Genomic DNA, 12901 nt, shown 5'->3' with positions numbered 1-12901 from the left:
ATGGTAAGCCGCGCGGAACGTGGGCCTCTGGCCGATTGGTTTTGGACCATCGACCGCTTCTTCCTGGCGATGTTCATCTTCCTGATGGGCATCGGCTTCATGCTGTCGTTCGCGGCATCACCCGCAGTCGCCGAGCGCATCGGGCTGGAGCCGTTCCACTTCGTCAAGCGCCACGCGGCGTTCATGATCCCGTCGCTCGCCGTCATGTTCGGTCTGTCGTTCCTGACGCCCCGCCAGGTGCGGCGAACGGCGATCATCCTGTTGATCGTCGCGCTTGGCATGATGCTGCTGGCGCTGTTCTTTGGCGTCGAGGTCAAGGGCTCCCGCCGCTGGGTCACCTTGGCCGGCATCTCGATCCAGCCCTCGGAGTTCATGAAGCCCGCTTTTGTCGTTGTCTGTGCCTGGCTCTTTGCCGAGCACGCAAGGCAGCCGGAGATACCGGGTAACCTGTTTGCCATCATCCTCTTCGGCATTGTCGCTGCACTTCTGGTCGCGCAGCCCGACCTTGGGCAAACGATCCTGACGACGGCCGTGTGGGGCGGCATGTTCTTCATGGCCGGCATGCCGTGGATCTGGATCATCCTGCTCGGTGCAGGCGGTGTCGGCGGTCTTGTCAGCGCCTATTACATCTTCCCGCACGTGGCGCTGCGCATCGACAAGTTCCTGACCGGCGAAGGCGATACCTTTCAGATCGACACGGCACGCGAAGCCATCATTCGCGGCGATTGGTTCGGCCAGGGACCGGGCGAGGGCATCGTCAAGCGGATCATCCCCGACGCGCATACCGACTTCATCTTCTCGGTCGCGGCCGAAGAGTTCGGCATCGTCTTCTGCATGGCGCTCGTCGCGCTGTTTTCCGTCCTCGTGCTGCGCGGTCTCTCGCATGCCTATAAGGAGCGGAACGACTTCAACCGCTTTGCCGTCGCTGGCCTCGTGCTGCAGATCGGCATACAGTCCATCATCAACGTGGGCGTCAACCTCGAACTGCTGCCGGCGAAGGGCATGACCCTGCCGCTGATTTCCTACGGCGGTTCGTCCATGGTCGCGATCTGCGTCACCGCCGGGTTTATTCTCGCGCTGACGCGCCATAGGCCGGAAAAACGTGCGCAGGACCGGAGCCTCTTCCGCGTCGCGCATGGAATGCCGGCGGAGTAAGAGTTCATGAGCAAAGGCATCGTCCTGCTTGCCGCCGGGGGGACCGGCGGCCATGTGTTTCCGGCGGAGGCTCTGGCCTACAAGCTGAAGGAACGCGGCTATTCTGTGCATCTCGTGACTGATAGCCGTGCCGAGCGCTATGCCGGCAAATTTCCGGCCGACGAGATCCATGTCGTCCCATCGGCGACAATCGGCTCGAAAAACCCGGTTGCCGTTACGCGCTCGTTGTGGATGCTTTGGAGCGGCATGCGCGCGGCCAAGAAGCTCATTTCACGGCTGAAGCCTGTTGTCGTCGTTGGTTTTGGCGGCTATCCGACCGTACCACCACTGCTGGCGGCGACGCGCCTTGGCGTGCCCGCCATGATCCACGAACAGAATGCGGTGATGGGACGCGCAAACAAGGCGCTGGCGAGCCGGGTGCAGGCGATTGCCGGCGGCTTCCTGCCTGAAGGCGGCGGTCAGTTTCCTGACAAGACGGTGACGACAGGCAATCCAGTGCGCCCGGCGATCATCGATGCGGCGAAGGTGCCGTACTCTCCGTCCAAGTCAGGCGAGCCTTTCAATCTTGTCGTTTTTGGCGGCAGTCAGGGCGCGCAATATTTTTCCAAGGCGATGCCGACCGCCATCAGTTTGCTCGATGACGAGCTTCGCGACCGCCTGCGCATTACCCAGCAGGTGCGACCGGAAGACACTGAGATGATGAGCGTATGCGTCGCTCGCCTGAAGATGGCGGCTGACACGGCACCGTTCTTTACTGACATGGCCGAGCGGCTTGCCGCCGCCCATCTTGTCATCTGCCGTTCCGGAGCCTCGACCGTTTCGGAGATCTCGGTGATCGGACGTCCGGCAATCCTCGTGCCTTATCCGCATGCGTTGGATCACGACCAGGCGGCCAACGCGGCAGCGCTGGCTGCGACCGGCGGCGCCAAGGTGATCACCCAGGCGGAACTCTCGCCCGAGAAGATCGCAACGATCCTGACCCATGTGATGAACGATCCGGAAAAGCTTGCCCGGATGGCGGCTGCCGCCAAGCAAGCGGGCAAACCCGACGCTGCGAACTTGCTTGCTGACATGGTAGAGGCTATTGCGGCACGACGTACAATTGCAGAGTTCAAGGGGAAACGCGCATGAAAATGCCGAAGGCCATCGGCCTCGTTCATTTCATCGGCATCGGCGGCATCGGCATGAGCGGCATTGCCGAGGTGCTCCACAACCTCGGTCATCGCGTGCAGGGGTCGGACCAAGCCGACAGCGCCAACGTGCAACGCCTGCGCGACAAGGGCATCGAAGTCTTCGTCGGCCACAAGGCGGAGAACCTTGGTGACGCCGAAGTCGTGGTCGTCTCGACGGCGATCAAGAAGAACAATCCGGAGCTTGTTGCGGCGCGCGAAAAGCTGCTGCCGGTCGTGCGCCGGGCGGAGATGCTTGCCGAGTTGATGCGGTTCCGGAATGCGATCGCGATCGGTGGAACGCATGGCAAGACGACGACCACGTCGCTGGTGGCAACGCTGCTGGAAGCAGGCGGCCTCGACCCCACCGTAATCAATGGCGGCATCATCAACGCCTACGGCACCAATGCCCGTATGGGCGAGGGTGAGTGGATGGTGGTTGAGGCCGACGAATCCGACGGCACCTTCCTGAAGCTGCCTGCCGATGTTGCGGTCATTACCAATATCGACCCGGAACACCTGGACCACTACGGCAACTTCGATGCCGTGCGCGCCGCGTTCCGCCAGTTCGTCGAGAACGTGCCGTTTTACGGTTTCGGCGTGCTGTGCCTCGACCATCCGGAAGTCCAGGCGCTCGTCGGTCGTATCGAGGACCGCAAGATCGTGACCTACGGCGAGAACCCTCAGGCGGACGTGCGCTTCATGAATGTCCGCATTGATGGTCCGCGTTCGATTTTCGACGTAGAGATCCGCCGCCGGCGGACCGGGCAGGTGATCAGGCTCGACAACCTGGTCATGCCGATGCCCGGCCGTCACAATATTTCCAATGCAACCGCAGCGATTGCCGTCGCCAACCGTCTCGGTATGTCGAGTGAGGACATCGCCAAGGGGCTGGCCTCTTTCGGCGGCGTCAAGCGTCGCTTCACGCTGACCGGCGAATGGAACGGTGTGCAGATCTTCGACGACTACGGACACCATCCGGTCGAGATCAAGGCTGTGCTGCGGGCCGCGCGCGAAGCCTGCAAGGGGCGCGTGATTGCGGTTCACCAGCCGCATCGCTATTCGCGGCTGTCCAGCCTCTTCGAGGAGTTCGCCTCCTGCTTCAATGATGCGGATAGCATTTTCCTTGCTCCCGTCTATGCCGCGGGTGAAGATCCGATCGAAGGAGCGAACTCGGAAGAGCTGGTGTCGCGGATCAAATCCGGCGGTCACCGCGATGCCCGCTTCCTGTCATCCCCAGAGCTTTTGCCTGAAATGGTCGCAGAGATTGCAAAGCCGGGGGATTTTGTGGTTCTGTTGGGGGCTGGGAGCATCACGTACTGGGCGGCGGCGCTGCCCAAGCAATTGCAAAGCCTTTCGGGAATATCTGCATGAAACAGGTGAATGGGGAAAAGCTTCTTGCGTCGCTTGGCGACGGCGTAAAGGACATCCGTGGAAGGATCACGCCGGATGCGCCGATGGACCGTGTCACCTGGTTCCACGCCGGCGGTCTGGCCGAGCTGATGTTTCAGCCGCATGACGAGGAAGACCTCGTTGCCTTCCTCAAGCTTCTGCCGGAAGAGGTGCCGATCACTGTTGTCGGTGTTGGATCCAACATTCTCGTACGTGATGGCGGCATTCCCGGCGTTGTCCTGCGCCTTTCGGCGAAGGGCTTCGGTGCGGTCGAACTTGCCGGCGAGAATCGCATCCGTGCCGGCGCAATCTGCCCCGACAAGCATGTCGCGGCGATGGCAATGGACAACGGCATCGGCGGCTTCCATTTCTACTACGGCATTCCCGGTAGCATCGGCGGCGCCGCGCGCATGAACGCGGGGGCCAATGGCGGAGAGACACGCGAACGCCTCGTCGAGGTGAATGCGGTTGATCGCAAGGGCACCAAGCACGTTCTGTCGAACGCGGATATGGGCTATTCCTACCGTCATTCGTCGGTACCAAGCGATCTGATTTTTACGTCGGTGCTTTTCGAAGGGTACAGCGAAGATCGCGCCAAGATCCGCGCCGAGATGGATGCCGTTCGCAGCCATCGCGAAACGGTCCAGCCGATTCGCGAAAAGACCGGCGGCTCTACCTTCAAGAACCCCGAGGGGCATTCGGCATGGAAGCTCATCGATGAGGCCGGATGCCGCGGATTGGTCATCGGCGGCGCGCAGATGTCTTCGCTTCACTGCAACTTCATGATCAACATGGGGCAGGCAACTGGTTACGATCTCGAATATCTCGGCGAACAGGTCCGCCGTGAAGTCTTCGAAAACTCCGGCATCAAGCTTGAGTGGGAGATCAAGCGTCTCGGCGTCTTCATGCCCGGCCGCGAAGTGCGCCCCTTCCAGGGTGTCACCAGCGAATAGCGGGCGGTGACATTCCTGGCTTAGGTGACAGGAACAGTCTTCTTAATTTCTCTAAGAACTAAAAAGGCCGCGAAACATGTGTTTCGCGGCCTTTCTGTTTCAGTCGCGGTAAACCTCAGACTTCGTCGCGGCCGGAGGCCAGGATGCAGATCAGGGTAATGACTGCAGAGAGGCCGAGATAGTAACCGACATACTGCATGCCGTAGTTCGCCTGTAGCCAGGTGGCGATGTATGGCGCCAGCGAGGCGCCGAAGATGCCGGCAAGGTTGAAGGTGATCGACGATCCGGTGTAGCGCACCGCCGTCGGGAAGGGGGCGGCAAGCGCCGTGCCGATCAGACCATAGGTCATCCCCATCAGCGCCATGGCAACGATCGCGAAGACCACGATGCTACCTTCGCCGCCCGTCATCAGGCCGGGCAGGAAGAACGAGAAGATGCCAATCAGGACGGTGGTCAGGATCAGCACTTCGCGACGGCCGAAGCGCTCGGCGAGCTTGCCCACGATCGGGATGAAGACGCCGAAAGCGATCGAGCCGACGATCTGGATTTCAAGCGCGTCGAGGAACGGGATCTTCAGGACCTTGACGTTGTAGGACAGCAGGTAAGCTGAGCCGATATAGAACAGCACGAAGGTCGCCAGCGCCACGAAAGTGCCGAGGAACAGGCTGCGCTTGTGCTTGCGGAAGAGTTCGGCAACCGGAACGGCCACGCGCTCCTGCTTGTCAATTGCCTTTTGGAAGGCCGGCGTTTCGGTGATCGAAAGGCGGACCCAGAGGCCGATGACGATCAGCAGGATCGACGAGATGAACGGCACGCGCCAGCCCCAGCTCAGAAGCGCATCCTGCGACATGACCTGAAGCAGCAGCCAGAAGATGCCAGAAGAAAGGAACAGGCCGACGGGCGCCCCCAGCTGCGGGAACATGCCGTACCAGCTGCGCTTGCCCTCCGGCGCATTCTCTGTGGCGAGCAGAACGGCGCCGCCCCATTCCCCGCCGAGGCCGAAGCCCTGGCCGAAGCGGCAAAGGGCGAGGAGCAGCGGCGCGAGGACGCCGATCGATTCGTACGAGGGCAGAAGGCCGATCACCACCGTCGAAATGCCCATGGTGAGCAGGGCGGCGACGAGCGTCGTCTTGCGGCCGATTCTGTCACCGAAATGGCCGAAGACCACGGCACCGAGCGGACGGGCGAAGAAGGCGATCGAGAAGGTTGCAAAGGAAGCAAGCAGCGCGGTCGTCGGGTCGCTGTTCGGGAAGAATAGCGTCGGGAAAACCAGCACGGCGGCGGTTGCATAGACGTAGAAGTCGAAGAATTCGATCGTGGTGCCGACGAGGCTCGCGATCAGAACGCGCGCCGGCGAGTTGACTTGCGCACTGTTCGATGAAGCGGGGGTCGGCGATACTCTGGATATCGCGTCAGACATTTTCATTCCAATCGGGATTATAGCTGCGCCTTGGGAAGGCAGGCGGCTCTTAACGCAATTTTAATTCGGCGCAAATGGTCATCGCGTAAGAAACGGAAAAAAGATTAGCGTGCTTCGCATTTTTTTGCCGCCCGTCGGTTTGCTCGACCAGAATCACCAATACCTCGAACGCGGACTTGGATCATTGATCTCGCCGATCTCGGCGGCGCCTCGTCGGAAAGTTAACGTTCCAAGAAACCCCGAGCTGGCTCAACTTCTTGATGAAACCTCGTGCGCTATGCCCTGGCGCTGCTGGTTTCTTTGCGTCTGGCGCGGTTCCGAGGAGATGGTCGCGAGAGGCGAAAATTAACGAAAGTAAACACTTCATTAACCATAATCGGGCTCTAATACATCTGCATCACCGAGCGAGATTCGGACGAGAAACAAGCTTGGTGCAAGCGTCGGAACTCAGAGTGCAGGTTATTTTTGGGGGTGTTGATGAGTCGCAAGCATGTCGCTGTCCTGATGGGCGGGTTTTCCTCGGAGAGGCCGGTAAGCCTTTCTTCCGGGACGGCGTGCGCGGATGCTCTCGAGGCTGAGGGTTTCCAAGTGACGCGGATTGACGTCGACCGCGATGTGTCCGCAAAGCTTGCCGCGTTGCGACCGGACGTCGTCTTCAATGCGCTGCATGGCCCGTTCGGCGAGGATGGCACCATCCAGGGTGTCCTCGAGTATCTCGAGATCCCCTATACGCATTCCGGCGTGTTGGCGTCGGCGCTTGCCATGGATAAGGAAAAGGCAAAGGGGGTTGCTGCCGCTGCGGGCATTCCTGTTGCTCAGTCCGAGGTGATCAATCGATTCGCCTTTCCGGCGGAGCACCCCATGAAACCGCCCTACGTCGTGAAGCCTGTCCGTGAAGGTTCGAGCTTCGGCGTAGTGATCGTTCAGGAAGATCAATCCCACCCGCCGCAGATCATCAGCTCCCCGGAATGGCGCTACGGCGAACAGGTTCTCGTCGAGCGCTACATCTATGGTCGGGAACTGACCTGCGGCGTTATGGGGGATCAAGTGCTCGGCGTGACCGAGGTGGTGCCGATGGGGCACGGCTTCTACGATTATGATGCCAAGTACGTCGCCGGTGGATCGAAACACGTCATCCCGGCGGAAATTTCACCGAATATTTACCAAAAAATACAATCATTGGCGTTAAGGGCGCATCAAGCAATTGGTTGCCGTGGCGTCAGTCGCTCCGACTTTCGTTACGACGATCGCTTCTCCGAAGATGGCGAAATCATCTGGCTGGAAATCAATACTCAGCCGGGCATGACGCCAACCTCCCTGGTGCCCGAAATGGCCGGTCATGCCGGCTACTCGTTTGGGGAATTTCTCCGTTGGATGGTGGAGGACGCTTCTTGTTCTCGGTGACGGTCAAAAGGATAGGGCGCCCAAGTCATCAGGCTGAGCCTTCGTATCCCGAGGGTGATGGTCGGCTGATTCTGCCGCGGCCGCTGCGTCGCGTGGTGCGCTTTCTTGTCAGCCTCGGAAGCGGTCGCATCCATATTCCGGCTCATGTCGGAACGGTCTCCGCCCTGGCTTTCTTTGCTGCGACCGGCCTCTATGGCATGTCGCTCGGTGGTCACACCGAAGCGGTTGCTCAGGCGACGACGACTGCTGCCGGCTTTGCTATCGACGATGTGAAGGTTTCCGGCAACGCCGAGACTTCCGAGATCGAGATTTTGCAGTTGCTGGGGCTTGACGGTACGACCTCGCTGGTCGCTCTCGACGTCGATGCTGCGCGCCAGAAGATTGCCAAGCTCCCCTGGGTCGAGAACGTAGAGGTCCGCAAGATCTATCCGAAGACGATCGAGGTTAAGCTAAAGGAGCGCCAAGCCTATGCCATCTGGCAGCATGGCCAGGATCTCTCTCTCGTGGAGAAGGGCGGCTCGGTCATCGCGCCCCTGCGCGACAACAAATTTTCGCAGTTGCCTCTGGTTGTTGGTCGCGGTGCGGAAGTTGCGGCAACTTCGCTGGAAACCGAGTTTGCAAAGTGGCCGGACATCAAGGCGCGCGTGAGGGCTTACGTCTGGGTTTCGGGCCGTCGCTGGGACCTGCATATGGATAACGGCGTTGCGGTGAAGTTGCCGGAAGACGAAGTGGATCTGGCTTTGGCGCGGCTGGCGAAGTTCATGAAGGAGCAGGATCTTCTGGATCGCGATATCGCAGCCGTCGATCTCAGGCTGGTCGACCGCACGGCAATTCAGTTGACACCGGAAGCGATGGCGCGCCGGCAGCTTGTGCTCGATCAGCGGGCTAAGGATTTGAAGAAGGCGGGGCAAAATATATGAGCTTTTTCGGTTCGTCCCATTTCGGATTGCCGCGCCTGAAGCCGCTTTCGTCGAAGCGGTCCCACGTCGTTTCGGTGCTCGACATCGGATCGACGAAGGTCGTCTGCATGATCGGCCGCCTGACGCCTCGCGAGGAAAGCCAGGTGCTGCCCGGTCGCACGCACAACATTGAAATCATCGGGATTGGCCATCAGCGCTCGCGTGGCATCAAGACCGGCGCGATTTCCGACCTCGATGCGCTGGAAAGCGTGATCCGCCTTGCCGTCGACGCGGCCGAGCGTATGGCGGGCCTGACCGTTGAGAGCCTGATTGTCAATGTCACGGCGGGCCGCCTGACGAGCGATATCTACACTGCAACCATCGATCTCGGTGGACAGGAAGTTGAGCTGAACGACCTGAAGAAGGTTCTGTCGGCAGCCTGCCAACAGTCGCTGCGACAGGATCGCGCCGTGCTGCATTCGCTGGCGACCGGCTTCTCGCTCGACGGCGAACGAGGCATTCGCGATCCGCTGTCGATGTACGGCGACGTTCTCGGTGTCGACATGCATGTCGTGACCGCTGAGCGCACCGCGCTGAAGAATCTCGAGTTGAGCGTCAATCGTGCGCACCTCTCTGTTGAGGGAATCGTTGCAACACCGTACGCTTCGGGTCTGGCCGCGCTTGTCGATGACGAAGTCGAGCTTGGCTGTGCGGCGATCGACATGGGGGGCGGAACGACGACGATTTCGGTCTTTGCAGAGGGTAAGCTGGTGCACACGGACGCCGTCAGTCTCGGTGGCCATCACGTCACGACCGACCTGGCACGCGGTCTTTCGACCCGGATCGAAGACGCCGAGCGCCTCAAGGTCGTTCACGCTTCCGCAATGCCGAACTCCTCAGACGAACGCGAGTTGATTTCGATCCCGCCGATCGGCGAAGACGAACGCGATCTGCCGACGCAGGTGCCGCGCGCTTTGGTGTCGCGCATCGTTAGCGCCCGTATCGAGGAAACAATGGAATTGATCCGTGACCGCATCCAGCGTTCGGGCTTCAGCCCGATCGTCGGCAAGCGTGTCGTGCTGACGGGTGGTGCGAGCCAGCTGACCGGCCTTGCCGAAGTTGCGCGCCGCATTCTTGCCCGCAACGTCAGAATCGGTCGTCCGATGGGCGTCTCGGGCCTGCCGACTGCAGCGAAAGGCCCCGCCTTTTCGACGGCCGTCGGCCTGATGATCTATCCGCAGGTCGCGGACCAGGAAACACATGCGTCACAGAGCGGTCTGCTCATGTCGCTTGGGGGAAATACCAGCCGCTTTGCCCGCATGGGGCAGTGGTTGAAAGAAAGCTTCTGACAATTGAGTGAATTGGCCGGCGTGGCGATGCGGCCATAAAGAGAAGGAACGGTAACATGACTATCAAGCTGCAAAAGCCGGATATCACTGAGCTTAAGCCGCGTATCACCGTGTTCGGTGTTGGCGGTGGCGGTGGCAACGCTGTCAACAACATGATCTCCGCTGGCCTCCAAGGCGTCGACTTCGTCGTTGCCAACACGGATGCCCAGGCCCTGACAATGACCAAGGCAGAGCGCATCATCCAGCTCGGTGCCAACGTCACGGAAGGTCTCGGTGCTGGTTCGCAGCCGGAAGTCGGTCGTGCGGCCGCCGAAGAATGCATCGATGAAATCATCGATCATCTGAACGGAACGCATATGTGCTTCGTTACCGCCGGCATGGGCGGCGGCACGGGTACGGGCGCTGCTCCGGTTGTTGCCCAGGCAGCCCGGAACAAGGGCATCCTGACGGTGGGCGTCGTTACCAAGCCGTTCCACTTTGAAGGCGGTCGCCGTATGCGGCTTGCCGAGCAGGGCATCGAGGAGCTGCAGAAGTCGGTCGATACGCTGATCGTTATCCCGAACCAGAACCTCTTCCGCATCGCCAACGACAAGACGACCTTTGCCGACGCTTTCGCGATGGCTGACCAGGTTCTTTATTCTGGTGTCGCTTGCATCACCGACCTGATGGTGAAGGAAGGTCTCATCAACCTCGATTTCGCCGACGTCCGTTCGGTCATGCGCGAAATGGGTCGTGCGATGATGGGCACCGGCGAAGCATCCGGTCAGGGCCGCGCGATGCAGGCTGCCGAAGCTGCCATCGCCAACCCGCTGCTCGACGAAACCTCGATGAAGGGTGCACAGGGCCTGCTGATCTCGATCACGGGCGGTCGCGACCTGACCCTCTTCGAAGTCGACGAAGCGGCGACCCGTATCCGCGAGGAAGTCGATCCGGATGCGAACATCATCCTCGGCGCGACGTTCGACGAATCGCTCGAAGGCATCATCCGCGTTTCCGTCGTTGCGACCGGCATCGACCGCGCGATCAACGCGGCAGCCGGCAAGACCTTCCAGCCGGCGGCAAAGCCGATCGTCCGTCCTTCCGCGGCCGTTGCTCCGGCGCCGGCCGCAGTTCAGCCTGCACCTGTCATGCAGCAGGCACCCAAGCCCGTCGACACGGTCGCGCAGGCAATTCGCACGGCCGAAGCCGAAATGGAACGCGAACTTGAAATCCATGCTCCGCGTGCTGCAGCTCCGGTCCAGCAGCCCGTAGCTCAGGAAACCTTCCGTCCGCAGAGCAAGATCTTCGCTGCTCCTGAGGCCGCTCCGATCATCCGTCCGGCGCCGGTCCAGCAGGCTCCCGTTCACGCACCTGTCATGAGCCAGCCGGTTCAGCAGCCGGTCATCAGCCAGCCGGCTCCGGTCATGCAGCAGCCGATGGTCGCCCAGCAGGCCGTTCGCATGCCAAAGGTGGAAGACTTCCCGCCGGTGGTTCAGGCTGAGATCGACCATCGCTCGCAGCCGGCTGCTCCGTCGCATGCCCATGAAGAGCGTGGTCCGATGGGCCTCCTGAAGCGGATTACCAGCTCGCTTGGTCGCCGCGAAGAGGAAGTCGCTCCGGAGATGACCTCGGCCCCGGCGGCTGCATCGCAGCAGCGTCGTCCGCTTTCTCCCGAAGCAAGCCTCTATGCGCCGCGCCGCGGGAACCTGGACGATCAGGGCCGCAGCGTTCCTCAGGCTCGCATGATGCAGGAAGACGATCAGCTTGAAATTCCTGCGTTCCTTCGCCGCCAGTCGAACTGACGCAAGGACGGAATCGCCACAACGATGCCCGGGAGTACGCTCCCGGGCATCGTTGTTTTTGGTCGCAAAAATTGGTGCGAATTATGCAGTTATTTCAATGGCATGCTTTCGTAACAAAGCGAAAGAAACAGTGATTTGGAATGGAACCCCGGCGCACGTATGTATGTGCTCGAAGAAACCGTCTTCGTGCGCTTTATGGTGCGAGTTTGACGGAGTGAAATGAACCCTGGCGGATGGCCGGCATGTTAGCCGCGACGGATTACCAGGGGATAATAAAGGCAAAATTTATGGTTATTGGCATGTTGGGTTTTCAGACGACGGTATCACGTCCGATCACGCTCTCGGGCATCGGCGTCCATTCCGGTGCTGACGTTTCGATTACCTTCAACCCGGCGGAAGCCGACACTGGCGTCGTCTTCAATCGCATGCACGAGAACGGTGAGGTTTCCGAATACCGCGCTGTGTCGTCGCAGGTTGGCAATACGGATCTGTGCACGGTTCTCGGCTTTTCTCCGGCGCGCTCGGTCGCGACGATCGAACATGTCATGGCCGCTGTCTATGCGCTTGGTCTCGACAACGTTGTCATCGAGGTCGATGGAGCGGAAATGCCGATCATGGACGGCAGCTCGATGCCGTTCATCGAAGCGATCGAGCAGGTTGGCCTGGTGTCGCTCGGCGTGAAGCGCCGCTATATCCGCATCACCAAGCCGGTTCGCATCGAGCATGGCGGCTCGTGGAGCGAGTTCCGTCCCTATGACGGTATGCGCTTCGAAGTCGAGATCGATTTCGACTGCCCGTTGATCGGCCGTCAGAAGTGGGAAGGCGATATGACTTCCGCGACGTTCAAGTCGGAGCTGTCGCGCGCTCGTACCTTCGGCTTCATGCGGGATGTCGAGCGTCTCTGGGCCTCCGGTCATGCGCTTGGTTCGTCGCTCGAAAATTCGGTCGTCATCTCGGACGACAACACCGTCATCAACGTCGAAGGTCTGCGTTACGCCAAGGACGAGTTCGTACGCCACAAGGCGCTCGATGCCGTCGGCGACCTCGCGCTTGCTGGCGCTCCGTTTATCGGCTGCTATCGCTCCTATCGTGGCGGCCACAAGATGAATGCCAATGCTCTCAAGGCGTTGCTCAGCGATCCGACCGCCTATGAAGTGGTCGAGACGTCTGCGCCGCGCCAGCGTGTTGCTCCCCGGGACTTCATCCGGGTCAACGCACCGGAATTTGCTCCCTGGTCGGCATGACCTCCATCGCAGTTTTTAGGCCAGGGCCGCCTCCTTCGGGAGGCGGTTTCTTTATGGGCTGTGAGCTGTCGGCGAATCCTGGATAGGTGTTTTGCCGCAGATGTTTAGAGGCAACAGTTGCAGCTTTCCCGGTGC

Annotated in this window: 10 protein-coding genes; 9 read left to right on the top strand and 1 reads right to left on the bottom strand. The window is 60.5% G+C overall.

The annotated features are described in order from the left end of the window. Genes ftsW through murB form a run of 4 tightly spaced genes read left to right on the top strand, consistent with a single transcriptional unit; the run spans position 1 to position 4669 of the window. Positions 1-1155, top strand: coding sequence for a putative lipid II flippase FtsW (gene ftsW, locus FHT76_RS21835; RefSeq protein WP_183754580.1), 1155 nt, complete (start codon positions 1-3; stop codon positions 1153-1155). A 6-nt stretch (positions 1156-1161) separates the two neighbouring features. Next, positions 1162-2286, top strand: coding sequence for an undecaprenyldiphospho-muramoylpentapeptide beta-N-acetylglucosaminyltransferase (gene murG / locus FHT76_RS21830; protein ID WP_183860906.1), 1125 nt, complete (start codon positions 1162-1164; stop codon positions 2284-2286). After that, positions 2283-3698: a UDP-N-acetylmuramate--L-alanine ligase gene (gene murC / locus FHT76_RS21825; protein ID WP_183860904.1), complete on the top strand. Its 1416-nt coding sequence runs from the start codon at positions 2283-2285 to the stop codon at positions 3696-3698. Before murG ends, murC begins: the two co-directional genes overlap by 4 nt. Continuing rightward, entirely contained in the window at positions 3695-4669 is a 975-nt protein-coding gene (gene murB / locus FHT76_RS21820; protein ID WP_259130301.1) for a UDP-N-acetylmuramate dehydrogenase, read from the top strand. Before murC ends, murB begins: the two co-directional genes overlap by 4 nt. A 115-nt stretch (positions 4670-4784) precedes the next feature. On the opposite strand, the gene FHT76_RS21815 is transcribed toward murB, so the two are convergent. After that, entirely contained in the window at positions 4785-6089 is a 1305-nt protein-coding gene (locus FHT76_RS21815) for an MFS transporter (protein WP_114713180.1), read from the bottom strand. 477 nt (positions 6090-6566) lie between these two features. Between FHT76_RS21815 and FHT76_RS21810 the strand changes: the two genes are divergently transcribed. The 5 genes from FHT76_RS21810 to lpxC all read left to right on the top strand — a co-directional run bounded on the left by FHT76_RS21810 (position 6567) and on the right by lpxC (position 12766). Then, the gene (locus FHT76_RS21810; protein ID WP_114713179.1) at positions 6567-7493 is read left to right on the top strand and encodes a D-alanine--D-alanine ligase; all 927 of its coding nucleotides are present in this window, start codon (positions 6567-6569) and stop codon (positions 7491-7493) included. Further along, positions 7481-8413, top strand: coding sequence for a cell division protein FtsQ/DivIB (locus FHT76_RS21805; protein ID WP_183860900.1), 933 nt, complete (start codon positions 7481-7483; stop codon positions 8411-8413). Before FHT76_RS21810 ends, FHT76_RS21805 begins: the two co-directional genes overlap by 13 nt. Continuing rightward, positions 8410-9741 (top strand): cell division protein FtsA, encoded by a 1332-nt coding sequence (ftsA, locus tag FHT76_RS21800; RefSeq protein WP_016554509.1) that lies wholly within the window; start codon positions 8410-8412, stop codon positions 9739-9741. Before FHT76_RS21805 ends, ftsA begins: the two co-directional genes overlap by 4 nt. A 56-nt stretch (positions 9742-9797) precedes the next feature. Beyond that, positions 9798-11522: a cell division protein FtsZ gene (ftsZ, locus tag FHT76_RS21795; RefSeq protein ID WP_183860898.1), complete on the top strand. Its 1725-nt coding sequence runs from the start codon at positions 9798-9800 to the stop codon at positions 11520-11522. 287 nt (positions 11523-11809) lie between these two features. Next, a complete protein-coding gene (gene lpxC / locus FHT76_RS21790; RefSeq protein ID WP_183754594.1) occupies positions 11810-12766 on the top strand; it encodes a UDP-3-O-acyl-N-acetylglucosamine deacetylase in 957 nt (318 codons plus the stop codon). Positions 12767-12901 lie beyond the last annotated feature (135 nt).

The sequence above is a fragment of the Rhizobium sp. BK176 genome (assembly GCF_024808055.1).
The sequence above is the reverse complement of the archived record's forward strand: the minus strand, read 5'-3'. Positions and strand labels throughout refer to the sequence as shown.